The organism is Streptomyces sp. NPDC014734 (genome assembly GCF_043083325.1).
In the GTDB taxonomy this organism is placed as follows: Bacteria; Actinomycetota; Actinomycetes; order Streptomycetales; family Streptomycetaceae; genus Streptomyces.
Genome location: NZ_JBIBYN010000002.1, coordinates 287,287 through 312,869, shown reverse-complemented (window position 1 = coordinate 312,869; position 25,583 = coordinate 287,287). Strand labels below are relative to the sequence as shown.

21 protein-coding genes and 1 riboswitch are annotated in these 25,583 nt (G+C 70.0%); of the genes, 12 read left to right on the top strand and 9 right to left on the bottom strand.

The window, feature by feature from the left end; translation table 11 throughout:
• Positions 1-3: 3 nt before the first annotated feature.
• Positions 4-555: a DUF2269 domain-containing protein gene (locus ACF1CT_RS05245; protein WP_391782396.1), complete on the bottom strand. Its 552-nt coding sequence runs from the start codon at positions 553-555 to the stop codon at positions 4-6.
• Between the two features lie 239 nt (positions 556-794).
• Here ACF1CT_RS05245 and ACF1CT_RS05240 point away from each other — a divergent pair, with 239 nt between their 5' ends.
• A complete protein-coding gene (locus ACF1CT_RS05240; RefSeq protein WP_391782395.1) occupies positions 795-2,117 on the top strand; it encodes an FAD-binding oxidoreductase in 1,323 nt (440 codons plus the stop codon).
• A 62-nt stretch (positions 2,118-2,179) separates the two neighbouring features.
• Here the strand turns inward: ACF1CT_RS05240 and ACF1CT_RS05235 are convergent, their stop codons facing one another.
• From ACF1CT_RS05235 to ACF1CT_RS05225, 3 genes are all read right to left on the bottom strand, one after another.
• Positions 2,180-2,659, bottom strand: a complete 480-nt coding sequence (locus tag ACF1CT_RS05235; RefSeq protein ID WP_391782394.1) for an NUDIX domain-containing protein — start codon at positions 2,657-2,659, stop codon at positions 2,180-2,182.
• A 303-nt stretch (positions 2,660-2,962) separates the two neighbouring features.
• Positions 2,963-4,093 (bottom strand): cystathionine gamma-lyase, encoded by a 1,131-nt coding sequence (locus ACF1CT_RS05230; RefSeq protein WP_391782393.1) that lies wholly within the window; start codon positions 4,091-4,093, stop codon positions 2,963-2,965.
• 81 nt (positions 4,094-4,174) lie between these two features.
• A complete protein-coding gene (locus ACF1CT_RS05225; protein ID WP_391782392.1) occupies positions 4,175-4,552 on the bottom strand; it encodes a phage holin family protein in 378 nt (125 codons plus the stop codon).
• A 70-nt stretch (positions 4,553-4,622) separates the two neighbouring features.
• Between ACF1CT_RS05225 and ACF1CT_RS05220 the strand changes: the two genes are divergently transcribed.
• From ACF1CT_RS05220 to ACF1CT_RS05205, 4 genes are all read left to right on the top strand, one after another.
• Positions 4,623-4,940: a cupin domain-containing protein gene (locus ACF1CT_RS05220; RefSeq protein WP_391782391.1), complete on the top strand. Its 318-nt coding sequence runs from the start codon at positions 4,623-4,625 to the stop codon at positions 4,938-4,940.
• A gap of 219 nt (positions 4,941-5,159) precedes the next feature.
• Positions 5,160-5,366, top strand: coding sequence for a DUF5326 family protein (locus ACF1CT_RS05215; protein ID WP_391782390.1), 207 nt, complete (start codon positions 5,160-5,162; stop codon positions 5,364-5,366).
• A 242-nt stretch (positions 5,367-5,608) separates the two neighbouring features.
• Positions 5,609-6,379 (top strand): IclR family transcriptional regulator, encoded by a 771-nt coding sequence (locus ACF1CT_RS05210; RefSeq protein WP_391782389.1) that lies wholly within the window; start codon positions 5,609-5,611, stop codon positions 6,377-6,379.
• Positions 6,380-6,480: 101 nt separating this feature from the next.
• Positions 6,481-6,918, top strand: a complete 438-nt coding sequence (locus tag ACF1CT_RS05205) for an SsgA family sporulation/cell division regulator (RefSeq protein WP_114245561.1) — start codon at positions 6,481-6,483, stop codon at positions 6,916-6,918.
• Between the two features lie 146 nt (positions 6,919-7,064).
• Here ACF1CT_RS05205 and ACF1CT_RS05200 read toward each other — a convergent pair whose 3' ends face one another.
• Positions 7,065-8,423, bottom strand: a complete 1,359-nt coding sequence (locus tag ACF1CT_RS05200; protein WP_391782388.1) for a YibE/F family protein — start codon at positions 8,421-8,423, stop codon at positions 7,065-7,067.
• Between the two features lie 31 nt (positions 8,424-8,454).
• Positions 8,455-8,587, top strand: a riboswitch (TPP riboswitch).
• On the opposite strand from ACF1CT_RS05200, the gene thiC reads away from it, so the two are divergent.
• Both thiC and ACF1CT_RS05190 read left to right on the top strand, forming a co-directional pair.
• Positions 8,580-10,355 (top strand): phosphomethylpyrimidine synthase ThiC, encoded by a 1,776-nt coding sequence (thiC, locus tag ACF1CT_RS05195; protein WP_391782387.1) that lies wholly within the window; start codon positions 8,580-8,582, stop codon positions 10,353-10,355. It overlaps the preceding riboswitch by 8 nt.
• Positions 10,356-10,658: 303 nt before the next feature.
• Positions 10,659-11,246: a GNAT family N-acetyltransferase gene (locus tag ACF1CT_RS05190; protein ID WP_391782386.1), complete on the top strand. Its 588-nt coding sequence runs from the start codon at positions 10,659-10,661 to the stop codon at positions 11,244-11,246.
• 63 nt (positions 11,247-11,309) lie between these two features.
• On the opposite strand, the gene ACF1CT_RS05185 is transcribed toward ACF1CT_RS05190, so the two are convergent.
• The 3 genes from ACF1CT_RS05185 to ACF1CT_RS05175 form a co-directional block, all read right to left on the bottom strand.
• Positions 11,310-12,125, bottom strand: a complete 816-nt coding sequence (locus ACF1CT_RS05185) for a hypothetical protein (protein WP_391782385.1) — start codon at positions 12,123-12,125, stop codon at positions 11,310-11,312.
• A gap of 182 nt (positions 12,126-12,307) precedes the next feature.
• Positions 12,308-13,366: a metallophosphoesterase gene (locus ACF1CT_RS05180; protein WP_391782384.1), complete on the bottom strand. Its 1,059-nt coding sequence runs from the start codon at positions 13,364-13,366 to the stop codon at positions 12,308-12,310.
• Positions 13,367-13,539: 173 nt separating this feature from the next.
• Positions 13,540-14,652: a LacI family DNA-binding transcriptional regulator gene (locus ACF1CT_RS05175; RefSeq protein ID WP_391782383.1), complete on the bottom strand. Its 1,113-nt coding sequence runs from the start codon at positions 14,650-14,652 to the stop codon at positions 13,540-13,542.
• A 371-nt stretch (positions 14,653-15,023) separates the two neighbouring features.
• Between ACF1CT_RS05175 and hisC the strand changes: the two genes are divergently transcribed.
• The 5 genes from hisC to ACF1CT_RS05150 all read left to right on the top strand — a co-directional run bounded on the left by hisC (position 15,024) and on the right by ACF1CT_RS05150 (position 24,560).
• Positions 15,024-16,103 (top strand): histidinol-phosphate transaminase, encoded by a 1,080-nt coding sequence (hisC, locus tag ACF1CT_RS05170; RefSeq protein ID WP_391782382.1) that lies wholly within the window; start codon positions 15,024-15,026, stop codon positions 16,101-16,103.
• Positions 16,104-16,504: 401 nt separating this feature from the next.
• Positions 16,505-18,016: a cytochrome ubiquinol oxidase subunit I gene (locus tag ACF1CT_RS05165; RefSeq protein WP_391782381.1), complete on the top strand. Its 1,512-nt coding sequence runs from the start codon at positions 16,505-16,507 to the stop codon at positions 18,014-18,016.
• A gap of 18 nt (positions 18,017-18,034) precedes the next feature.
• Entirely contained in the window at positions 18,035-19,036 is a 1,002-nt protein-coding gene (cydB, locus tag ACF1CT_RS05160) for a cytochrome d ubiquinol oxidase subunit II (RefSeq protein ID WP_391782380.1), read from the top strand.
• An 83-nt stretch (positions 19,037-19,119) separates the two neighbouring features.
• A complete protein-coding gene (gene cydD, locus ACF1CT_RS05155; RefSeq protein WP_391782379.1) occupies positions 19,120-22,746 on the top strand; it encodes a thiol reductant ABC exporter subunit CydD in 3,627 nt (1,208 codons plus the stop codon).
• Positions 22,747-22,853: 107 nt separating this feature from the next.
• A complete protein-coding gene (locus ACF1CT_RS05150; protein ID WP_391782378.1) occupies positions 22,854-24,560 on the top strand; it encodes a GAF domain-containing sensor histidine kinase in 1,707 nt (568 codons plus the stop codon).
• A gap of 134 nt (positions 24,561-24,694) precedes the next feature.
• Here ACF1CT_RS05150 and ACF1CT_RS05145 read toward each other — a convergent pair whose 3' ends face one another.
• Entirely contained in the window at positions 24,695-25,582 is an 888-nt protein-coding gene (locus ACF1CT_RS05145; protein WP_391782377.1) for a Cof-type HAD-IIB family hydrolase, read from the bottom strand.
• Between the last annotated feature and the right edge of the window lies 1 nt (position 25,583).

Sequence of the window (25,583 nt, the reverse complement as noted above, 5' to 3'; positions counted from 1 at the left end):
TGGTCAGGCTGTCCGACGGGAGGCGGTCGTGTCCAGCCCATTACCTGTACCGGTCGAGGAACGCCCACCCGTTCCGGTCGAGGAACGCAGGCGTCGGCCGCGTCGGGTCAGCCCCCAGGGCTTCAGCACCGAGATCGCCGTGATGAACAGATACGTGGCCGTTGCCACCGACGGGGCGATCACGAGGTCGATATCGACGGCGCCACGCGCTGCCGCGTCGCTGATGGCGGCGCGCAACAGGAAGACCGACAGCGCCGCAGCGATCAGGGTGAGCCAGAACTTCGTCCAGACCCATTGATGCCTGGCCAGCCCCCAGGGTGTTCCGAGGGACAGAACGAGACCGCTGAACAGTGCGAACGCGGCGAACGGGACGATCAGCCAGTCACCGAACATCTTCATCGCTCGGGTCGCCGCCCGCGCGGTCTCCGGGTCGCCGGTATGGAAGGCGGCGACTCCTAGCGTCAGCAGTCCCGCAGTCAGCCCCAACCAGCTCACGGAGACGGCGACATGCGCGACGAGGAGGTTCCGGCGCGCGGAACGTTTGAGTGGTTTCACGTGAAACACGGTGCCGGGAACGGAGCGACAGGGCGTCCGACGACGGGAGTATCCGCTGCTACTGGTCTTGGAGTACAAGCTCCGCCTCCGCCCCAGGCCCACTCCCACTCCCCGTCCCTGTCTCTCTCCGTCTCTGTACCGCCCAGGTGGATTCACGACCCGGTCACGGGGCAAAGGAGCGTAACGGGGAAGGTGATACGGATGCGCGGGCTCTCCGCCGCGTGTCCGGCCCGTGTTTCATGGCAAGCGTGCCCGCGGGGGAACCACGGGCAGGGAACCGGCCGTCGACCACAAGCAGGGCCGGACAACACTCGCGGGCAGCGGCTGCGGGACGTCCGGGTGCGCAGGGCGACCAGAAGACGTTCAAGGCGAGGCACAGTATGGATGCTCCGGTCACCAGGTGGACCGAAGGCGGGAGGGACAGATCCCCCGATGCGATTCTGATCCACCGCACGCTGAACGAGATCTCGCCCGTCGCGGACAGGACGACCTCGTACTTCTACGCCCTGCTCTTCACCCGGCGTCCCGACCTGCGTGCCTTGTTCCCGGTCGCGATGGACATGCAACGCGATCGTCTCTTCCGTGCGATCCTCGCCGCGGCGGACCGGTTCGACGATCCCTCGGCGCTCGCCGAGTACCTCGGCGAACTGGGCCGTGGGCACCGCAAGTACGGCACGTTGGCCGCGTACTACCCCGCGGTGGGCGAGGCGCTGCTCGGCGCGCTGAGCCGCTACGCGACCACGGTCTGGGACGCGGAGACCGAAGGGGCCTGGGTCCGTGCCTACACCGCGATGTCGCAGATCATGATCGACGCGGCTGCCGTGGACGAGCGACGGGCACCGGCGTGGTGGCACGCGGAGATCGTCTCGCATGAGTTGAGAACACGTGACATAGCGGTTCTCACCGTCCGCCCCGATCAGGTCTATCCCTTCGTCGCGGGCCAGTACACGGCCATGGAGACCCCGTGGTGGCCCCGTGTCTGGCGTCATTACTCCTTCGCCTCGGCGCCCCGTCGCGACGGTCTGCTCACCTTTCACGTCAAGGCGGTTCCGGCCGGGTGGGTCTCCAACGCGCTGGTGCACCGGGCCCGGCCCGGCGACGTCCTGCGCCTCGGCCCGCCCACCGGTTCGATGACGGTCGACCATTCCACCCATCACGGTCTGCTCTGCCTGGGCGGTGGCACGGGTATCGCGCCGATCAAGGCACTCGTCGAGGACATCGCGGAGCGCGGCGACCGGCGTCCCATGGAGGTCCTCTACGGGGCGCGCAGCGAACACGACCTGTATGAGATCGACACGATGATGCGCCTCCAGAAGACCTTTCCCTGGCTCGCGGTGCGGCCGGTGGTCGCCGTCGGCCGAGCGGGGTGGGCGGGCGGTCTGCGAGGACTGCTGTCGGAGGCCGTGCGGGAATGCGGCCCCTGGCGCGACTACGACGCCTATCTGTCGGGTCCACCGGGAATGATCCGGAGCAGCGTGGACGCGCTCAGAAGCATGGGCATGCCGACCGGCCGCATCCGCCACGACGCCGTCGAGGAACTGGCGGCCGTCGCCCCCGGGTGACACGTGCGAACCGGTGGGTCGCACGGGCGCCGACGGTTCCTCCGGCCACAGGGCCGGACCGGTCAGCTCAGGTCGGGTGCGTGCATGGCTCGTACGCCCTCGATGTTGCCGTCCAGGTAGTGCCGGAGCGACAGCGGTACGAGATGAACGGCGGCGATTCCCATCCGGCTGAACGGCACCCGGACGACCTCGTACTCCCCGCAGGGGGCATCGACCTCGGGACCGTGGCGCCGGGAGAGATCCATCGACTCCAGACGGCAGACGAAGAAGTGCTGGACCTTCACGCCCTTCACCCCGCCGCCCTCGATGTGCTCGACGGTGTCGACGAAGCAGGGGACGACGTCGGTCACCTTGGCGCCGAGCTCCTCGTCCAGCTCGCGGTGCAGGGCGTCGACGACGGTGGTGTCCTCGGGCTCTACCCCGCCGCCCGGTGTGAGCCAGTACGGGTCCACCCCGGGCTTGGTGCGTTTGATCAGGATGAGGTCGTTGCCGTCGAGCAGGATGGCGCGTGCGGTGCGCTTGACCACGGGACGTTCGGTCATGGCAAGAGCGTGGCCCACCGGACCGGTTCCGAAACCCCTGGACGGCGCCGGGACGTCCTGCGCGCACCGGTCGACGGCAGCCCGCAGCGGCCACTGGTGCGCCCGCGCGATGCGCGGCGGTGCCGATGTGCCGGTGCGCACGGTCAGGAAATAGGTGCGCACCGGAGGCACGGGGGATCGAGAGGCACGACGCCCATGCCGTGATGGCCGGCGGCAGGCCCCTCCAGAATCTCCGCGGCACCGGCGGAGAACGAACCACGCAGTGCCAGATTCCGCGCGGTGAGCGGTGTGAGCACCGCCGGATCAGACGGCGCCGCGCGCCGCGTCCAGGGCCCGTTCCACGTCGGCCACCAGGTCCTCCGCGTTCTCGGCGCCGACGGAGAAGCGGATGAAGCCCTCCGGTACGGCGTCGCCGCCCCAGCGCCCCCGTCGCTCGGCCGTGGACCTCACGCCGCCGAAACTGGTGGCGTCGTCGACAAGTCGCAATTCGGCGAGGAACCGCTCGGCCCGCTCCCGGTCGGGCAGCACGAACGAGACTACCGAACCGAAGCGCCGCATCTGCCGCACGGCCTTCGGGTACGAAGGATCGGTGGGCAGGCCCGGGTATCGCAGCCCGGTCACGTCCCGGCGCCGGCCCAGCGCCTCGGCCAGGGCCAGGGCGTTGGCGCACTGCCGGTCGATCCGCAGCTCCAGCGTGGCCAGGGAGCGGTGCGCGAGCCATGCCTCCATCGGGCCCGGGATCGCGCCCACGACCTTGCGCCAGCGCCTGACCCCCGCCGCCAGTTCGGGATCGCGGCAGGTCACGTGGCCGAGCAGGATGTCTCCGTGACCGGTCATGCCCTTGGTGTCGCTGGCCACCGAGAAGTCGGCCCCCAGCTCCAGGGGGCGTTGGCCGAGCGGGGTGGCGAGAGTGTTGTCGACGGCCACCAGCGCGCCCGCCGCGTGCGCGGCTTCGACGAGCCGGCGCACGTCGCAGACGTCGAGCCCCGGATTGGACGGAGTCTCGATCCACAGCAGCCCGGCACCCTCCAGCACCGAGAGCTGTGCGTCGCCGCCGGTCGGCGCGGTCCGCACCTCGACCCCGTACGCCTCCAGTTGCTCACGTACCAGCGGGAGCGCCTGATATCCGTCGTCGGGCAGCACCACCACGTCCCCGCCGCGTGCCCGGGACAGCAGCACGGCCGAGATCGCCGCCATGCCGGAGGCGAAGACGACGGTCTCGACCGGCTCGCCCGGGGCCTCCAGCTCGCCGATGGCGTGTTCCAGACGGGTCCACGTCGGGTTGGTGTCCCGCCCGTAGGTGTACGGGCCGGTCGGTTCGCCGGAGAGGTGGAAGTGCGCGGCGAAGACCGGGCCGGGCAGGGTGGGCTCGAACTGCTCCGGTTCGGGCAGCCCGGCCCGTACCGCCCTGGTCCCGTCACCCATGGTGCTCATCGCGCTCCTCGTCGTCCTCGCCGGTGTGCCACCGGTTCCCCTAGCCCTCATTCGACAGGGGGCCGGATGCTCCTGCGGACGTCAGTCCTCGTCGGGCAGTACCACGTTCAGCGCCCACGACACGATCGAGATGATCAGGCCGCCGAGCACGGCGGTCCAGAAGCCCTTGACGTGGAAGCTCAGGTCGAACAGGCCGGCCAGCCAGGAGGTCAGCAGCAGCATGAGCGCGTTGACCACCAGGGTGATCAGCCCCAGTGTGAGAATGAAGAGTGGCAGGGTGACCAGTTTCACGACCGGCTTGACCACGAAGTTCACCAGGCCGAAGAGCAGGGCGACCAGGATCAGCGTGAGCGCCTTGCGCCCGGTGCTGCCGCCCTCCAGCGTGATGTCCTGAAGCAGCCAGATGGCCACGGCCAGCGCACCTGCGTTGGCGATCGTCTTGACTACGAAATTCTTCATGTGTCTGATCGTGGCAGACACGGTCGGTGGCGGACACCGGCAGGTACAGGGAACAAGGGGCGGACGGGCCATGAAGGCATTCAGACTGGACGAACTGGAAGCGGAACGGGCCGCCAACAACGGTGCGTACCTGCAGTTCGTGAAGGAACGGAACATGTCCGTCGGCCTGTACGCACTGGACGCCGGCGAGCTCGACCCGCAGCAGCCGCACACGGAGGACGAGGTCTACTTCGTCGTCAGCGGGCGTGCCTCGATCACGGTCGGCATGGAAACCACGCAGGTGGGCAGAGGGAGCGTGGTGTACGTGCCCGCCGGAGTGGCCCACAAGTTCCACCACATCACCGAGGACCTCAGGGTCATGGTGGTCTTCTCCCCGCCGGAGAGCTGACCGGCTCGTACCGGAACCGGGCCGACGGTGTGCTGCCGGGGGCTTCGGCGGGACTCCGCCGGGTCCCCCGGCAGGGCTTCGGTGGGCCTCGGCGTCAGGGATCCCTAGGGGGACGATCAGGGGAGGACAAGGGATGCGGAATCCCCTCCCATGCCTTCGCGCCTCTAGCATCGAGGTATCGCAACAGTGACTCACAGAGACGAGGCAAGGACGATGGCCGTGCGAGAGATATTCGCGGGGATGCCCTGGTGGGTGAAGTGGATCGCGGTGCCGGTCATCGCGATCGTCGTGTTCGGCGGCCTGATCGCCAGCGTGGTCGGGTTCGTGATCGGTCTGCTCTTCAAGATCCTTGTCTTCGTGATCCTGGTCGGCGGGCTCGTCTTCGTCGTGCGCAAGTTCATGTCGTCCTCGCGCGGCGGCTGGTAGGACGATCGGAAACCGCTCGTGAATTAGGCCGGCCGGGCTAAGCGCAGAACAAAACGACACCCCTCGGGAACATGGCCGATATGGTGGTATTCCACTGCCGCCACCTGGGAATTAACGGCCCGTCACCATACTGACCAGTGGTTCGCGCGGTGTTCGGCCTCCGGACCCCAGCCATGCGGCGGTCCGTGGGGGCGGCCCCCACAGGCGGGCTGACTACCCGTCACCACGCCTGGGGGTGACCGTTGACCACGGCATCGAGCACTGCTGCGCCGACGCTGATCGGTTCGGTTCAGCGAGCGCTGAGGCTGCTGGAAGCAGTGGGAGCGCATCGGGACGGGGCGCCCGCGAAACAATTGGCCAGGGAAGCGGGCCTTCCCCTTCCCACGGCCTACCACCTGCTGCGCACCCTGACGCACGAGGGCTATCTGCGCCGTGAGAAGGGCGTCTTCCTCTTCGGGACCGCCGCCGAGCGGCTGGTCGGCGAGGGCTCGTCGCAGATGCGTCGCAGCAGGATGACGGAGTCGCTGGGCCGCTGGCGCGATGCCATCGGCGCACCGGTGTACTGCGCGGTCTACCGCGAGGGCGAGATCGAACTCGTCGCGGTCGCCGACGATCCCGCCACTCCCGCCGTTGACGAGTGGGCGTCCTTCCGGGAGACGGGACACGCCCATGCGATCGGCCAGTGTCTGCTGAGCCAGCTGGACGAGAAGGCCCGTGAGGATCATCTGGACCGGCATCCGGTCCGTCCGCTGACCCGTTACTCGGTGAAGGACCGCGCGGCGTTTCTCGACCGGCTGCGGTCGCTGCGGCGGTTGGAACCCGTCATCGAGCGGCAGGAGTACGCCCTGGGCACGGTCTGCGCGGCCATCCCGATCACCGCCGGCTTCACCGTCGCCGCGATGGCGATTTCGGTACCCCTGGAGCAGGAGGAGCAATTGCTCCCCGCAGTCGAACAACTACGTGGCGAAGTGGCCAACCTCTTGCGTTCCCTCGTGTTCTCTATCAGTATCTGAAAAATCACTCCTTGTGATCTGCTATCGCGTGCACCACGATGGCGTCAATAGGGCCACGGGGGATCATTCCTGGCCAGATTCATCTACTGCGGGGTTGAACGATGCGCGAGTCGGTTCAAGCTGAGGTCATGATGAGCTTCCTCGTCTCCGAGGAGCTCTCTTTCCGGATCCCGGTGGAGCTCCGGTACGAAGTGTGTGATCCGTATGCGATTCGGATGACCTTCCATCTGCCAGGTGACGCCCCCGTCACCTGGGCATTCGGCCGCGAGCTGCTGCTCGACGGCCTCAACAGCCCGAGTGGCGACGGCGATGTGCACATCGGGCCCACTGAGCCCGAGGGGCTTTCCGACGTGCACATCAGGCTTCAAGTGGGCGCCGACCGGGCGTTGTTCAGGGCCGGCACAGCACCACTTGTGGCCTTTCTCGACCGTACCGACAAGCTCGTGCCGCTCGGTCAGGAATGCACGCTGGGTGACTTCGAGGGCAACCTGGAGGAGGCCCTGGGCCGGATTCTGGCCGAGGAACAGAACGCCGGCTGAAGAACGCGGCGCCGTCGGCCGGCTCGCCGGTCGAACACGATGTCCGCCGAATGGGTGAATCGCTCTCCGTGGGGGCCGCCCTCCGCAGGAGTTGTTCTCCGTAGGAGCCGCCTGCTGTTCCGGGGCTGCTCGCCGTTCGGAAGCGTTCATGGTCCCGTCCTGCGACGGCGGCCCTTCCCGGCCCGTACGGGTGCTGGAGCTACGGCTTCCGCGCCGAGCCCTGTGCGGTCCGCGGAGACGACCAACGCGGCGAGCGCCGTTGTCACCGGTACCGAGGCGACCAGCCCGATCGAGCCGACCAGCGTTCTCACGATCTCCTCCGCCACCAGCTCGCTGTTGGCCACCGTCCCGACACCGCTCCGGGCGATCGAGAACAGCAGGAGCAGTGGCAGTGCCGCGCCCGCGTAGGCGAGCACCAGCGTGTTGACGACCGAGGCGATGTGGTCGCGCCCGATTCTGATCGCCGCCCGGTAGAGCCCTCGCACCCCCAACGTCGGGTTCGCCCGGTGCAGTTCCCAGACCGCCGACGTCTGGGTGACCGTCACGTCGTCGAGCACCCCGAGCGAGCCGATGATGACACCGGCCAGCAGCAGACCGCTCATGTCGATGTCCGGGTACAGGCCGTGGATCAGTCCCGTGCTGTCGTCGGTGTTGCCGGTGAGGCTCGCCCAGCCGATGAAGAGCGATCCGAGCAGCCCGATCAGCAGCAGCGAGATCAGTGTGCCGAGCACCGCCACCGACGTGCGGGCGCTCAGGCCATGACACATGTAGAGCGCGATCAGCATGATCGCGCTGGCGCCGACCACCGCGACGAGCAGCGGATTCGAGCCCTGGAGTATGGCGGGAAGGATGAACAGGGTGAGTACGGCGAACGACACGGCGAGTGCGATCAGTGCCATCACGCCACGCATCCGGCCCACCGCGACCACGACGAGGGCGAAGACGCCGGCCAGCAGCGTCATCGGGAACCTCCGGTCCACGTCCGTCACCGAGTACTGGAGCTCGCGGGGCGCGTCCGGGGCATGGGCCGCCACCACGCCCTGACCCTCGCGCAACTGACGCGGTGCGTCGGGCTGGACGATCTCGACGAAGGTCCGTCCCTTGTCGGGCCCGGAGGTGACCTCGACGGTGGCCCGCGCGCACCGTCCGCCGCCGCTCGTCGACGGAGGGGCGGTCTCGTCGGTCGGTTGCCGGCCCGCGTCCACGTCCTTGCAGTCGACCTTGTCGATCTTCACCACCTTGCCCTGCTGGGTCTGCCGGTCGAAACCGACACCGGTTCGCTCGTGCGACGGCGCGCCGCCCGGCCAGAGCGCCACCAGGCCCACGAGGACCGCGGTGGCGAACGGGATCAGTACGGCGGCGATGACCTTTCGAAGATGCTTGGAGACGGGTGCGGCAGGACCATGGCTGTGCGCGTGGCCGTGCTGATGGTCCTGCGGTTCGGGATCGAGGGAGAGGGACGTCACCGGCCGATCATCGCAAGAAGCGGAGGGCCCTCTGTTCATCCCGCCGGACGGGACGTTAGCGTGGAGGAACCTTTGCACACGCGGGAGCTCGGAGCACCGGGCTGAGAGGGCGCTGAGGTCCGTACATCGGTACGGACGGGCTGCGCCGACCGCCGAACCTGTTACCGGGTAATGCCGGCGTAGGGAGTAGGTCTCATGACCACACAGGACGCACGCACGCCTGCCTCGAACCAGAACGACGAGGCCGGGAAGTCCATCGGCTGGCACAAGGGTTACGTTCGGGGATCACGCCCGGACCTCCACGTGCCGGTCCGTCAGGTGCACCTCACCAACGGCAAGGACGTGACGCTGTACGACACCTCGGGGCCGTACACCGATCCCACCGTCGAGACCGACGTCCGTCGCGGGCTCGCACCGCTGCGGGAGAACTGGATCATCGCGCGCGGTGACACGGAGGAGTACCCGGGCCGTCCCGCCCGCCCCGAGGACGACGGGCTCAAGCACACCTCGCCGCGCGGAGGGCTGCGCAACCTCGACGCGGTCTTCCCCGGCCGTCCCCGGCTCCCGCGCCGCAGCCGGGACGGGCGGCCGGTGACCCAGCTCGGGTACGCCCGGCGGGGCGAGATCACCCCGGAGATGGAGTACGTGGCGCTCCGGGAGAACGTCGAGCCCGAGGTGGTGCGCGAGGAGATCGCCGCGGGGCGCGCCGTGCTTCCGGCCAACGTCAACCACCCCGAGATCGAACCGATGATCATCGGCAAGCGGTTCCTGGTGAAGGTCAATGCCAACATCGGCAACTCCGCGGTGACGTCCTCCATCGAGGAGGAGGTGGAGAAGATGACATGGGCGACGCGTTGGGGCGCCGACACGGTCATGGACCTTTCCACCGGCCGCAACATTCACACCACCCGTGAGTGGGTTCTGCGCAACTCCCCCGTGCCGATCGGCACCGTCCCTCTCTACCAGGCCCTCGAAAAGGTCGACGGCAGGGCCGAGGAACTGACGTGGGAGATCTACAAGGACACGGTCGTGGAGCAGGCCGAACAGGGAGTGGACTACATGACCGTCCACGCCGGCGTGCGCCTGCCGTACGTTCCACTGACCGCGCGCCGCAAGACCGGCATCGTCTCCCGCGGCGGGTCGATCATGGCGGCCTGGTGCCTCGCGCACCACAAGGAGTCGTTCCTCTACGAGCATTTCGAGGAGCTCTGCGAACTCCTCGCCGCCTACGACGTGACGTACTCGCTGGGCGACGGTCTGCGTCCCGGTTCGATCGCCGACGCCAACGACGAGGCGCAGTTCGCCGAACTGCGCACGCTCGGTGAGTTGAACACGATCGCCAAGCGGTTCGGCGTTCAGACCATGATCGAGGGCCCGGGGCACGTCCCGATGCACAAGATCAAGGAGAACATCGACCTCCAGCAGGAGATCTGCGAGGAGGCGCCCTTCTACACGCTCGGCCCGCTGACCACCGATGTCGCACCGGCGTACGACCACATCACCTCGGGCATCGGCGCGGCGATGATCGCCTGGTGGGGCACGGCGATGCTCTGCTACGTCACGCCCAAGGAGCACCTCGGCCTGCCCAACCGGGACGATGTGAAGACCGGTGTGATCACGTACAAGATCGCGGCCCACGCGGCGGACCTGGCGAAGGGGCATCCGGGCGCCCAGGACTGGGACGACGCGCTCTCCGACGCCCGCTTCGAGTTCCGGTGGGAGGACCAGTTCAATCTGGCGCTGGACCCGGTCACCGCGCGGGAGTTCCACGACGAGACGCTGCCGGCCGAGCCGGCGAAGACGGCGCATTTCTGCTCGATGTGCGGACCGAAGTTCTGTTCGATGAAGATCTCCCAGGACATCCGGCGCGAGCACGGGGGTTCGCAGGCGGAGATCGAGAAGGGCATGGCGGAGAAGTCCAAGGAGTTCGCGGCGGCGGGCAACCGGGTCTACCTGCCGATCGCGGAGTGACCTTCTCCGGGCCGCGGTGACGAGCGGCGGGGCCCCTGAACGACACGGGCCCCGCCGTGCGGCGGGTGGCCTGCTGCCGAGGGGCGCCGCGTGACGCCGTGAGACGGTCCGTGGCGCGTCCGGCGCGACGCGGGAAGGAGCATGTCGCCGGAGCCGGAGCCGGAGCCGGTAGCCGGTAGACGGGGGCCGGAGCCGGTGGACGGAAACGAGGGCCGGAGACGGGCGACGGAAGCGAAGCCCGAAGCGTGGTTCCGGGGCGAAAATCGGCTGATCTTGGTGAAGGCGCGTCTGTAGGGTCCACGTGTGAGCGATATATGGGCACAGATGTCCGAGACGGGGCGACGGCCGTGCTGGCGAGGACGGGAAGTCGCCTTCGTCGCCGTCGAGACCGACGACGCCGAGCTGTGGCAGGAATGGCGGTGCGACCCGGTGGCGGGCCGGGCGACGGGTGTCTGGCCGCGTTCGCTCGCCTCGTTGCGCGAGCGCATCGAGCGCGACCAGGAGGACCAGAACCTCGACAACTTCCTCGTCGTGCTCGCCGACGGCACCCCCATCGGGCACGTGGCCCTGACCGATCAGGACCTCGCCGACGGCACCGCCGAAGTCGAGCTGGTGCTGTCCCCGCGGCATCGCGGCCGGGGATACGGCACGGACGCGTTGGACGCGCTGACGGATCTGGCGTTCGGCGAGCTCCCCCTGTACCGGCTCCAGGCCGTCACCCACACCGACAACGCCGCCGCGCTCGCCGTCCTCGCCAAGTCGGGGTTCGTCCGGGAGGGCGTACGGCGCTCGGCGTGCCTGCACCGGGGACGCCGCCACGATGTCGCGGTGCTCTCGCTGCTCCGGCCCGAGTGGGAGGGGCTGGGGCGGCGACGGGCCTGGGAGTGGTGACCGGGCACGCAAACGGTTCCTGGTCCGGCGCGAGGGGCTCCCGGGCACGCGCGGCGGGGCCGGTCACTCCACTTCGTGCTCGGGGCCGCCGAATTCGGGGCTGGTGAAGTCGGGGCTGGTGAAGGTCGGGCGGGGCCCGGCGGTCTGGCCCTCGTCCGGGCCGGAGAAGTCAGGTCGGCCGTAGCCGACCTTCGGGATGCGGTTCGGCGAGGGCTGCGGTGCGCGGGCGGCGCGGCCGGCCCCGGGGTCGTCGAGCGCGTCGCGCAGGAACGGCAGGATGCCGCGTTCGAGCAGGGCGTGGCGCCATGCCTCCCGGGCGCGGGCCACGTCCTCCGGCAGCTCCGTCTCGTCGCCCGCGGCGGAGTCCGACACGGAACCGTTGCGCAGAGCCGTGACGAGCAGCCCGACGGCGGCGACCAGGATTGCCGCGGCCATGACAGCCGCGAAGAACCAGCCCGCGGTGACCATGGTCGACGCGAAGGCCGGTGGCGGGCTGAGCAGCTTCAGCAGATAGCCGGCCAGCAGGAAGATGAACGCCGCCGTGCCGGCGAGGACGGGCGCGAGGACGGTGATGACCGCGCCTATGCCGGCGCCGGACCCGTCCGCGTCCGCGACGGGGCCTGCTTCTCCGCCCCCCTCGCCGGCCGGTCCACGCAGCTCTTCGCGGACCCGTACGTAATGGTCGTACTCGGTGGCGGCGGTCGCGATGATCGACGTCGTGGCGTCCAGTGCCATGGTGCGCAGCTGTACGGCGTTGAGCTGTTCGCCGACGGCGGCCAGATCCGGTCGTTCATGGGCGTGGCGCAGTGCGTCGTCGAGGATCCGCTCGTACTCGGGACGGTCCTCGGTCAGCAGGTGCGGAGCGCTGTTCATGTGCATCCCCCGATGCTCCGTCGGGCCCGATCGCCCGTGTGGACCGGGCAGTTGGGCGGAAACGGAGGAGAGCCTGCTACTGGTACGCCGATGGTAGAGCGCCCACGGCACGGGGTGACAGGGTGTTTCCGGAAATAGGCCCAGTGCTCGGCGTGGTCAGGTCGTGGACGCGTCTTCCCGGCAGGGCGTCAGCCATGCAGGGGGAGTTGGACGACCAACAGCTTTCCGGCCATGGTCACTCCGCCGTCCATGGCGATCGCGAGCCCGTCGGCGTACACGTGGGGACCGTCGACCACCGGGCCGGAGCTGTCCTCCCCGTCCTCCGAGCCGACCTCACCGAGGAGGTAGGGGATGGGGCTGTGACCATGGACGACGCGCTGCCCGCCGTAGGCCGACATCAGCTCCCGGACGGCCTGCGGTCCCCCGTCGTCCCGGAAGGCGAACCGCTTGGTGAGTTTCCGGAAGAGGTCCCAGCACTCGTCGGCGTCGTTGCGCGTGAGAATGGCGTGCACCGCGTCGTTGACATCCTCGATCGTGGTGCCGTAATCGAGGTACGCCGTGGTGTCGGAGTGCAGCAGCAGGTGTCCGTCCACCTCGACGATCGCGTCCAGCCGGGACATCCACTGGAGGTGGACGTCCTGGAGCCGCTCCATGTCGTTCTTCTGGCCGCCGTTGAGCAGCCACGCCGCCTGGAAGGTGGCGGTGCCCGCGCCGGAGTTCACCGGGGTGTCGGAGAACCGCTTGGCGCCGATGAGCAGGAGTTCGTGGTTGCCCATCAGGGCCTTGCAGTAGCCCCCGGCGGCGGCCGCCTCGGCGGAGAGCCGCATCACGAGGTCGATGACGCCGATGCCGTCCGGGCCCCGGTCGGTGAAGTCCCCGAGGAACCAGAGCCGGGTGTTGCCGGCGGCCCACTTGCCGTCGGCGTCGACCAGGCCCTGTTCGGTGAGCGCGGTGAGCAGCTCGTCCAGATAGCCGTGGACGTCGCCGACGACGTACAGCGGCCCGAGACCCGGCTCCGCGGACGGCTGCGGGTCGGGCACGGCCCGCACCTGGACGGTGTCCCCGCGGTTGATCACCGGGAGGTCGCGTTCGGTGGGGGTGTACCCCTCGGGCACGGCGTCCGCCGGGAGGGCGTTGCCCGGGTGCGGCGGCGCGGGGGGTACCGGCGTCTGCGCATAGGGCGGGACGCGGAAGTCGCGCAACGTCGCAGTCCGCACCACGGGTTCCTGACCGGCCCCCTGTGTCATCGACCCCTCCACCACCGTCGCACCGCCGTACACCTGACGGGCCCTGCTGGTCGAGGCGGTCCGCGGTGTCGTGCGCCCATCATAGGAATGCGGGTCGTGCTGTGTGACGCACCAGGGGTGGTGAATCCCTGAGCATGTCAGGTTCGTCGACCGTTTGGTCCGGAATCGACCGATCAGTTCCCGGCGGGCGAGCGCGGTGCGCTGACCGTGGTGCGGGGCGGGCGCCGTTGTGAGGACGTCCGGACGATGAGTTCCGTCGGTATGACCTGCTCGACCGGTCCGTCGTGGTCCACTCCCTCGATGGCGTCGATCAGGAGCTGGACGACCGCCGTGCCGATTCTGCGCGGTTTGAGCGACAGGGTGGTGATGGGGGGTTCGGTCGTCGCGTACACGGTGGACTCGCTGCAGCAGACCAGCAGCAGGTCCTCGGGAACGCGCAGTCCGTACCGGCGGGCCGCTGCCAGGAGGTCGGTGCCGTTGGGGTCGAACAGGCCGTAGACGGCGTCGGGCCGGTCCGGCCGGGCGAGCAGCCGGTCCGCGGCGACCGCGCCCGCGCACGGATCGTGGGCCGGATAGGACTCGTACACGGGGTCCTGGCCCACGCGCTCGCACCAGCGCAGGTACGCGGTGGTGGAGAGCCGGGTGTACGTGTCCGTCGTGGTGCCGGTGAGCAGGCCGATGCGGCGGGCCCCGGCGGCGGCGAGGTGGTCGAGGAGGTCGAGCACGGCGGCCCCGTGGTCGTTGTCGACCCAGGCGGTGACCGGAAGGGTTCCGGCCGGCCGTCCGTCCGACACGACCGGCAGCCCCTGCCGCACGAGTTCCGTGACGACCGGGTCCTGGTCGGAGGGGTCGATCACGACGGTGCCGTCGAGGGCGACGTTCGACCAGACGTCGTGGCGTGAGGTGGCGGGCAGGATGACGAGGGCGTAGCCGCGGGCGAGCGCGGCGGAGGTGGCCGCTCTGGCCATCTCGGCGAAGTACGCGAATTCGGTGAAGGTGAAAGGTTCGTCCCCGTAGGTCGTCACGGTCAGGCCGATGAGGCCGGACTTGCCGGTACGGAGGGTTCGGGCCGCGGCGGACGGGCGATAGCCCAGGCGCTCTGCGACCTCGCGGACATGGCGGCGGGTGGCTTCCGGGAGCCTGCCCTTGCCGTTGAGCGCGTCGGAGACGGTCGTGATGGAGACCCCGGCGGCGGCGGCCACGTCCCGGATCCCCGCTCGTCCCTGCCGACCGCCGCGCCGGGGGGTCTCCGCCCGGCTCACCTGGTGCTTCCCTGCTGCTGTCATGGCGTGCCGATAGTAGGGGCCGCGCGGGAGGTTGGCCCGGCCGCATATGCGCTCCTTGGCAGGCACGTTTTTGCATGATCATCCAGCGTGAAATGCCTTGCAAAGAAAGGATGTTGGTGGAATCGACCGAGGTGTGTGATGTCCCGAACCCGATGGGCCTACTAAATGGTCGATGTCTCGAAGAGGTCTCATCTCACCTCTTCGAGGGATGCGCGCCACGGCGTGAGCCATCGGCGCGCGGCAAGACCGAAAGCGCTCCCCCTCATTCCCGGTCGCATCGGACGATTGGGCGCTCGGACCATTCGCAGCGGCGCCCAATCCTCATAAGGTGAGCAGTATTGATGTGTACAGATGGTCGAGGAGGATCTGCGGTGAGCGAGACGAGCCCCAAGTTGCGCGCCGAGCTGGACGGCGTTCCCGCCTATGTGCCGGGCAAGCCGGCCGCTGCCGACGGACCGGTTGCCTTCAAGCTGTCCTCCAACGAGAACCCGTATCCGCCGCTGCCCGGCGTGATGGAATCCGCCCTGGCCGCGGTCGCGAACTTCAACCGGTACCCGGACATGGCCTGCACCGGTCTGATGAACGAGCTGGCCGACCGTTTCGGCGTGCCCGTCTCGCACCTCGCCACCGGGACCGGCTCGGTCGGTGTGGCACAGCAACTGCTCCAGGCCACCTCGGGGCCGGGCGACGAGGTGATCTACGCCTGGCGCTCCTTCGAGGCGTACCCGATCATCACCCAGGTCAGCGGCGCGACGTCGGTGAAGGTGCCGCTGACCGGCGGGGAGGTGCATGACCTGGACGCGATGGCGGACGCGATCACGGACCGGACCCGGATGATCTTCGTCTGCAATCCGAACAATCCGACCGGCACCGTCGTGCGCCGGGCCGAGCTGGAGCGCTTCCTGGACCGGGTGCCGGGTGACGTCCTGGTGGTGCTCGACGAGGCGTACCGGGAGTTCATCCGTGACACCGAGGTGCCGGACGGCATCGAGATCTACCGGGACCGTCCCAACGTGGCGGTGCTGCGCACGTTCTCCAAGGCGTACGGTCTTGCCGGTCTGCGGGTCGGTTTCGCCGTGGCCCACGAGCCGGTGGCGGCCGCGTTGCGCAAGACGGCGGTGCCCTTCGGGGTCAGCCAGCTCGCCCAGGACGCGGCGGTCGCCTCGCTGCGGGCGGAGGACGAACTCCTGGGACGGGTGGGTTCCCTGGTGTGTGAGCGCGACCGGGTGCAGCGGGCGCTGGCGGACCAGGGCTGGACGGTGCCGGAGTCCCAGGCGAACTTCGTGTGGCTGCGGCTCGGGGAGCGCACCGCCGACTTCGCCGCGGTGTGCGAGCGGGCAGGTGTGGTGGTCAGGCCGTTCGTGGGCGAGGGGGTACGGGTCACGATCGGCGAGGACGAGGCGAACGACCTGTTCCTGAAGGTGGCGGAGTCGTACCGCAAGGAGCTGTAGCGCGGGTCGCCCCGTGTGACCGGGAGTCCCGGAGCCCCGTACCTCGATCGGTGAGGTGCGGGGCTTTCTTGTGCGGTGGGGCGGTGGCGGGGCCGGCGGCGGTGGGGCCGGCGGCGGTGGGGCTGTGACAGGGGTCGGGCGGCGGGGCGTGCCGGGTCGGGTGCGGGGCCGCCCTCGGGGCCGCGTCCGATCGTCCGCGCGGGTCCGGGTGTCTGCTTCGGGCGGATTGATCGGAAGGTCCCGAGAGAGGGGGGACCCCGCCGGTACATCCCGAAAGCCTGTGCGTCATAATTGCTTGTGAATGTGAACGCGTTCACAAGCGTGTTCTGTTTTTTCCGTGATGGGCCGGATTTAACGGGCAAACTGCCCGTACGATCGCGGCGATGTAAGGAGAAGACGACGTGGAGCTAGCTCTGGCGCCGGAAACCCTGGCCCGTTGGCAGTTCGGTATCACCACCGTCTATCACTTCCTGTTCGTCCCTCTGACGATCTCTCTCGCCGCGCTCACGGCCGGCCTGCAGACCGCCTGGGTGCGCACGAACAAGGAGAAGTACCTCAGGGCCACGAAGTTCTGGGGCAAGCTCTTTCTGATCAACATCGCCATGGGTGTGGTCACCGGCATCGTCCAGGAGTTCCAGTTCGGCATGAACTGGTCCGACTACTCGCGGTTCGTCGGTGACATCTTCGGTGCGCCGCTCGCGTTCGAGGCCCTGATCGCCTTCTTCTTCGAGTCCACCTTCATCGGGCTGTGGATCTTCGGCTGGGACAAGCTCCCGAAGAAGATCCACCTGGCCTGCATCTGGATCGTCTCCATCGGGACCGTCCTGTCCGCCTACTTCATCCTGGCGGCCAACTCCTGGATGCAGCACCCGGTCGGCTACCGGATCAACAAGGAGCGGGGCCGGGCCGAGCTGACCGACTTCTGGCACGTCCTCACCCAGAACACCGCGCTCGCCCAGTTCTTCCACACCATCACCGCCGCCTTCCTCGTCGGAGGCGCGTTCATGGTCGGCATCGCCGCCTTCCACCTGGCACGCAAGAAGCACATCCCGGTGATGCGGACCTCGCTGCGGCTCGGGCTGGTCACGATCGTGATCTCCGGCCTGCTCACCGCCGTCAGCGGTGACCAGCTCGGCAAGGTCATGTTCAAGCAGCAGCCGATGAAGATGGCCGCCGCCGAGGCCCTCTGGGAGGGTGAGGACGGGGCGCCCTTCTCGCTCTTCGCGGTCGGTGACGTGGCCAAGGGCCACAACACCGTGGAGGTCTCGATCCCCGGGGTGCTGTCCTTCCTCGCCGACAACAGCTTCACCTCGCACGTCCCCGGCATCAACGACATCAACAAGGCCGAACAGGAGAAGTTCGGCCCCGGCGACTACCGGCCCAACATCCCGGTCGCCTTCTGGAGCTTCCGGTGGATGATCGGCTTCGGCATGGCGTCCTTCGGCCTCGGCATCCTCGGTCTCTGGCTGACCCGGAAGAAGTTCATGCTGCCGCCGGGACTGCGCACCGGTGAGGACGAGGTGCCCCACCTCGTCCTCTTCAAGAACAAGGCGCTCAGCCCCAAGTTCGCCAGGTGCTACTGGATCCTGGCCCTCTGGACCCTGCTCTTCCCGCTGATCGCCAACTCCTGGGGCTGGATCTTCACCGAGATGGGCCGTCAGCCCTGGGTCGTCTACGGCGTCCTCCAGACCCGTGACGCGGTCTCCCCCGGCGTCTCCCAGGGCGAGGTGCTCACCTCGATGATCGGCTTCACCCTGCTCTACGCGGTCCTCGCGGTCATCGAGGTCAAGCTGCTCGTGAAGTACGTCAAGGCCGGACCGCCGGAACTCACCGAGGCAGACCTCAACCCGCCCACCAAGATCGGTGGCGACGATCACGACGACGCCGACCGGCCGATGGCCTTCTCCTACTGAGGGAAGAGGAACTGCGAGATGGAACTCCACGACGTCTGGTTCGTACTCATCGCCGTCCTCTGGATCGGCTACTTCTTCCTGGAGGGATTCGACTTCGGGATCGGCGTACTCACCAAAGTGCTGGCCCGCGACCGCAAGGAGCGGCGGGTCCTGATCAACACGATCGGGCCGGTCTGGGACGGCAACGAGGTGTGGCTGCTCACCGCGGGCGGTGCGACCTTCGCCGCCTTCCCCGAGTGGTACGCCACCCTGTTCTCCGGCTTCTACCTGCCGCTGCTGATCATCCTCGTCTGCCTGATCGTGCGGGGTGTCGCCTTCGAGTACCGGGCGAAGCGGCCCGAGGACAGGTGGCAGACCAACTGGGAACACGCGATCTTCTGGACCTCGTTGATCCCGGCGCTGCTCTGGGGTGTGGCCTTCGGGAACATCGTGCGCGGCGTGAAGATCGACGCCCACAAGGAGTACGTGGGCAACTTCTGGGACCTGCTCAACCCGTACGCCATCCTCGGTGGTCTGGTCACGCTCACCCTCTTCACCTTCCACGGCGCCGTCTTCGCGGGTCTCAAGACCGTCGGTGACATCCGGCACCGGGCGCGTGCGCTGGCCCTCAGGCTCGGGGCGGTCACGGCGGTGCTCGCGCTGGGCTTCCTGGTCTGGACCCAGATCGACCACGGTGACGGCCGGAGCCTGGTGGCGATGATCGTCGCGGTGGTGGCGCTGCTCGCCGCGCTCGGCGCGATCGCGGCAGGACGCGAGGGATGGTCGTTCGCCTTCTCCGGAGTGACCGTCGCGGCCGCGGTCGCCATGCTCTTCCTGACGCTCTTCCCGAACGTCATGCCGTCCTCGCTGAACGACGCGTGGAACCTCACGGTCACCAACGCCTCGTCCAGTCCGTACACCCTGAAGATCATGACCTGGTGCGCGGGGATCGCCACTCCGGTCGTCCTGCTCTACCAGGGCTGGACCTACTGGGTCTTCCGCAAGCGCATCGGTACGCAGCACATCGCCGAAGCGCACTGAGCGCACGGGGGCCCGCCCGGTCCTGAACCGCCGGGCAGGCCCCGCCCTGGTCCACCGACCCTGCTCACTGGGGGCTGTTTCACGTGAAACCGATCGATCCGCGTCTGCTCCGCCACGCTCGTGCCACCCGTTTCTTCCTGGCGGCCGTGGTGGCACTCGGAGTCGTCGGGGCCGCGCTGGTCATCGCCCAGGCCATGCTCGTCGCCGAGGTGGTGGTCGGAGGGTTCGAGGACGGGCTGACCGCCTCCGGGCTGCGGACGCCGCTTCTTCTGCTCGCCGGGGTCGCACTCGGCAGGGCCCTCGTCTCCTGGCTGACCGAACGTGCCGCGTACCGCGCGAGTGCGGCGGTCAAGTCCGAACTGCGCGGCCGGCTGCTGGCGCGCGCCACGGAGCTCGGGCCGGGCTGGCTGAGCGGCCAGCGCTCCGGTTCCCTGGTGACGCTCGCCACCCGCGGAGTCGACGCGCTCGACGACTACTTCGCGCGCTACCTGCCGCAGCTCGGGCTCGCGGTGGTCGTACCGGTGGCGGTACTGGCCCGGATCGTCACCGAGGACTGGGTGTCGGCGGCGATCATCGTGATCACGCTGCCCCTCATCCCGCTCTTCATGATTCTGATCGGCTGGGCCACCCAGTCGCGGATGGACCGCCAGTGGCGGCTGCTGTCCCGGCTCTCCGGCCATTTCCTCGACGTGGTGGCCGGACTGCCGACGCTGAAGGTCTTCGGCCGTGCCAAGGCGCAGGCCGAGTCCATTCGCGTCATCACCTCGCAGTACCGGCGGGCCACGCTGCGGACCCTGCGGATCGCGTTCCTGTCGTCCTTCGCCCTGGAACTGCTGGCGACGCTGTCGGTGGCCCTGGTCGCCGTCACCATCGGCATGCGACTGGTCCACGGCGAACTCGACCTCTACACCGGGCTGGTGGTGCTGATCCTGGCGCCCGAGGCATACCTGCCGATCCGCCAGGTCGGGGCGCAGTACCACGCGGCCGCCGAGGGGCTCTCGGCCGCCGAGGAGATCTTCTCGGTCCTGGAGACCGAGCCCCGCGTGGGCGGCACGGCGGACGTCCCGGCGTCGCCGCGCCTGGAGCTGGAGAGCGTGACCGTACGGCACGAGGGCCGCGCCGAGCCCTCGCTGGACCGGGCCTCGCTGGTGGTGGCGGAGGGGGAGACCGTTGCCCTGGTCGGCCCGAGCGGGGTCGGGAAGTCCACCCTGCTCGATGTGGTGCTGGGCTTCACCGCGCCCGACGAGGGGCGGGTACGCGTCGGCGGCGTCGACCTGGCGGCGCTGGACCTCGCACGCTGGCGGGAACGGATCGCCTGGGTCCCGCAGCGTCCCCACCTGTTCGCGGGCACGATCGCGGAGAACGTGCGGCTGGCCCGGCCGGACGCGGACGACGCGGCGGTGACAGCGGCACTGCGGGACGCCGGGGCGTACGACTTCGTGGCGGAGCTCCCGGACGGGGCGCGGACCCTGCTCGGCGAGGACGGCGCGGGCCTCTCCGCCGGACAGCGTCAACGGCTTGCGCTCGCCCGCGCCTTCCTCGCCGATCGTCCACTGCTGCTGCTCGACGAGCCGACCGCGAGTCTGGACGGCGAGACCGAGGCGGGGATCGTCGAGGCGGTACGGAGGCTCGCGGTCGGGCGGACGGTGCTGCTGGTGGTGCACCGGCCCGCGCTGCTCGCGGTGGCCGACCGGGTGGTGTCCCTCGAACCGGGCGCGGCCCCCGGACCGGGCGTTGCTTCCGGCGTGGACCTCGCTTTCGGGCCGGACGCCGCTTTCGGAGCGGACGCGGCCGACGGGGCTGCCGGGACCCTTGTCCGGGCCTCGGCCCTCGGGCCGGAGAAGCCCGGGGAGAACACCGCGACGCCAGGGCCGACGGCCGAGGCGGGCGGTGGACCCGGCGCGACGGCGGAGGCCGGGGCGCCGGGGGGCACCACCACCCGCCCCGGGAACGTGCTCGCCCGGGTCAGGAGGGCCGCGGGCGCCCGGCGCGGACAACTGGCGCTCGCGCTGTTGCTGGGAAGCCTCGCCCTGGGCTCGGCCGTCGGGCTCATGGCCGTTTCCGGCTGGCTGATCTCCCGGGCCTCCGAGCAGCCCCCGGTGCTCTATCTGATGGTCGCCGTGACCGCCACCCGCGCCTTCGGGCTCGGGCGGGCCGTCTTCCGCTACGCCGAGCGTCTGGTCTCGCACGACGCGGTACTCAGGATGCTGGCCGAGCTGCGCGTCGCGGTCTACCGGGGCCTGGAGCGCGTCGCTCCGGCCGGTCTGCGCCGCACCCGGCGCGGGGACCTGCTCTCCCGGCTCGTCGCGGATGTCGACGCGCTTCAGGACTACTGGCTGCGCTGGCTGCTGCCCGCCGGGACGGCCGTGGTCGTGGGCCTGGCCACCGTGGGGTTCGTCGGCTGGCTGCTGCCCGCGGCGGGCGTGGTGCTGGCCGTCGGTCTGCTGCTGGCCGGAGCGGTGGTGCCCTGGATCAGCGGGGTGTGCTCCCGGAACACGGAGCGGCGGCTCGCCCCGGCACGTGCCGACCTGGCCACCCGTGTCACCGACCTTCTCGGCGGGACCGCCGAACTCACCGTCGCGGGGGCGCTGCCCGCCCGCAGGCTGCGGGCCCGGGAGGCCGACGGGGTCCTGACCCGCATCGCGGCCCGCGCGGCGGCCGCCACCGCGCTCGGCGGCGGCCTCATCGCCCTGGTCGGCGGTCTCACCGTGGTCGCCACCGCCCTCGTCGCCCTGCCCGCCGTGCAGGACGGGCGGCTCGCGGGGGTGCAGCTCGCGGTGGTCGTGCTCACACCGCTCGCCGCCTTCGAGGCGGTGACCGGCATGCCACTCGCCGTGCAGTACCGGCAGCGCGTGGAGCGGAGCGCGGAGCGGGTGTACGAGGTGCTGGACGCCCCACTCCCCGTGCGCGAACCGGACGAGCCCGCGGAGACGCCCGGGACCCCCTTCCCGCTGGAGCTGCGGGGGCTGTCGGCCCGGTACCCGGGAGCGGACCGGGACGCCCTGGACACCGTGGACCTGACGCTGACCGCCGGCCGGCGGATCGCCGTCGTCGGACCGTCCGGCTCGGGGAAGACGACCCTGGCCCAGATCCTGCTCCGGTTCCTGGACGCGCGTACCGGCGCCTACCGGATCGGTGGCGCCGACGCCCGCACTCTGGAGGGCGACACGGTCCGGACATTCGTCGGACTGTGCGCGCAGGACGCCCACGTCTTCGACAGCTCGATCCGGGAGAACCTGCGACTGGCCCGCACCGGGGCGACGGACGGGGAACTGCGGTCCGCGCTCGACCGGGCGCGGCTGCTCGACTGGGCCGAGGCGCTGCCGGACGGGCTCGACACCCTCGTCGGCGAGCACGGCGCACGCCTCTCCGGAGGGCAGCGTCAACGACTCGCGCTCGCGCGGGCGCTCCTCGCCGACTTCCCCGTACTCGTTCTGGACGAGCCGGCGGAGCACCTCGATCTGGCGACCGCGGACGCCCTGACCGCGGATCTGCTGGATGCCACCCGGGGGCGTACGACGGTGCTGATCACCCACCGGTTGCAGGGGCTCGAAGCCGTCGACGAGGTGCTCGTGCTGGACTCCGGCCGGGTGGTGCAGCGCGGTCCGTACGCCGGTCTCGCGGCCGTGGACGGCCCGCTGCGCCGGATGCTGGAACGCGAGCGGGAGAGCGCGGGGGCGCCCGGGGCGGTCGTCGGCGCGCCGGCATGAGGCGGGAGGGCTGAGCGTGTGCCGACGTGAGGCCGGAGGGCTGAGCGTGTGCCGGTCGGGCGAACAGTCGACTTTCCTCGCCAATGGGGACTAACTACTCTCTGGGTATGCCGGAGCAGGACCCGAAGGACTCACTCGAAGCCGCGGCGGAGGCGACGCGCAGCCTGTGGGGCCTGTCCACCGAGCTGACCGCGCGCGTGCCGCGGCTGCTGGAGGCCATGCGATCCGTCGGCACGGGTCTGGAACTGCACTCCACGCTCGACCGGATCTGTGAGACGGCGGCCGAGCTCGCCCACGCCCGCTATGCCGCCATCGGAGTCGTCGACGAGGAGGGCGCGGGGCTCTCCGACTTCGTCACCCACGGAGTTCCCGACGAGGTGGCACGGGCGATCGGACGCCGTCCCGACGGTCACCGGGGCCTGCTCGGCGCGCTGCTGCGGGACCCGGCTCCGGTGCGGCTCGCCGATCTGACGGCCGATCCGAGGTTCGCCGGGTTCCCGCCCGGCCATCCCCCGATGCGGTCCTTCCTCGGCGTCCCGATCCGTGTGCAGGGAGAGATCTTCGGGAACCTCTACCTGTCGGAGAAGGAGGACGGGAGCGAGTTCAACGACTACGACCTGCACATGGTGCGGGTGCTGGCCACGGAGGCCGGAATCGCCGTCGGCAACGCCCGTCTGTACGAGGCGGCCCGTCAACGGGAGCGGTGGATCGATGGTTCGGTGGCCGTGACCACCGCCCTGCTCTCCGGCGGTGACGCCGATGACGCGCTCGCCGTCGTCGCCGAACAGGCCCGCCACCTCGCCGTGTCCGCCGCCGGGATCGTGATGCTGCCGTCCGATGAGGGCGGACTGGAGATCGTCGCCGTCTCCGCGGACGACCCCTCCGCCCCCCTGGGGATGATCATTGGTCCGGAGAGTCCGGTGGTGGCGGAACTGCTGAGCGGTGAGGCCGTCTTCGTGGACGACTCGGCCACCGACCCCCGTATGGTCACCGGGCTGGCCGGCCGCTTCGGCCCCAGCATGCTGTTGCCCCTGCAGAGCGGTGGCCGGGTGCTGGGGGCGCTCGCCACCCCCCGGGCCCGCGGTGGGAGGCCGTTCACGGAGACCGAACGGAATCTCGCCACGCAGTTCGCCTCGCAGGCCGCGCTCGCGCTGATGATGGCCGAGGCGCAACGGGACCGGGAGCGGCTCGCCGTGTACGAGGACCGCGACCGGATCGCCCGCGATCTGCACGACCTGGTCATTCAGCGGCTGTTCGCCACCGGGATGATGCTGGAGAGTGCCCAGCGACGGTCGGCCGCGCCCGAGGTGCAGTCCGGTGTGGGCCGCGCGGTCGACGAACTGGACGTGACCATTCAGGAGATCCGCACCGCGATCTTCGCACTCCAGCAGGAACCCGCCGAGGCACCGTCCGGGCTGCGCACCCGCGTGCTGCGCGAGATCAACATGGCGGCGGTCCCGCTGGGCTTCAAGCCCACGCATCGCTTCCTCGGCCCGGTCGATTCCCTGGTGGGCGAACTGACCGGGAAGAACCTGATCGCCGCGTTGCGGGAGGCGTTGTCCAATGCCTTCCGGCACGCCGGGGCATCGGCGATCGACGTGGTCGTCGACGCGACCGCCGCGCTGCCCGACGGGCGGGAGGCCGTGCGGCTGTCGGTCGCCGACGACGGCGTGGGCATTCCCGAGGGCGGGCGGCGCAGCGGACTGCGGAACCTGGCCCGTCGGGCGGAGTCGCTCGGCGGGGCCAGCTGGTTCGGGCCCGGCATCGGGGAGGACGGGGGCGGCACGACGGTGGTGTGGGAGGCCCCGATCTGAGCACGGGGCTCAGTTGCCGTCGCAGCCGCAGCCGCAGCCGCAGCCGCAGCCGCAGCCGCAGCCGCAGCCGCCGTCGCCGTCGCAGCCGCAGTTGCCGTCGCGGTCGGGCGCGGCTGCGACCGCGGCTCCGTGGATCAGCGCGTGGAGGCGGCGTCGGTGGCGTCGGAGTCGGCCGAGGGGCGCTCGGCGAGGATTCTCTCGATGACGCGCGCGACGCCGTCGTCGTTGTTGGAGGCGGTCCGGCCGGACGCGGCGGCCAGGGCGGCGGGGTGCGCGTTGTCCATCGCGTACGAGGTGCCCGCCCAGCGCAGCATCTCCACGTCATTGGGCATGTCGCCGAAGGCGACGACCTCGGAGGGCGAGATGCCGCGCTCGGCGCAGCACCGCGCCAGGGTGCTCGCCTTGGACACTCCCGGCCCGCTGATCTCCAGCAGGGCGGTGGGGCTGGACCGGGTGAAGCAGGCCCGGTCCCCGGCCGCGGTGAGGGCGAGGGCGAGGAAGTCGTCGGGGGCGAGTTCGGCGTGGTGGGCGAGCAGCTTCAGCACGGGGGCGCCGGAGCCCGGCGATTCCTCGTGGAGCAGCTTCTCGGCGACGGCGACGGTGGCGCCCGGGTCGCGGTGGAGGGGCGGGTAGGCCGGTTCGTAGTGGATTCCGGTGGTCAGCTCGACCGCGAAGGAGGTGCCGGGAGCGGCGGCCCGCAGGGTGCGTACGACGTCGAGGGCGATGTCGCGTGCCAGCGGACGGACCTCGATCAGCTTGCCGTTCGCGTGCAGATCGGCGACAGCGGCGCCGTTCGCGCAGATCGCCAGCCCGTGGCCGTGGACATGGTCGCTGACCACATCCATCCAGCGGGCCGGGCGCCCGGTGACGAAGAAGACCTCGATGCCGGCCTCCTCGGCGGCGGCGAGCGCGGCGACCGTGCGCTCGGAGACGGTCTTGTCGTCGCGCAGCAGGGTGCCGTCGAGGTCGGTGGCGATCAGCCGGGGAACGGCAGGCGAGGGCGAGTCGGTAGCTGAGGTCACC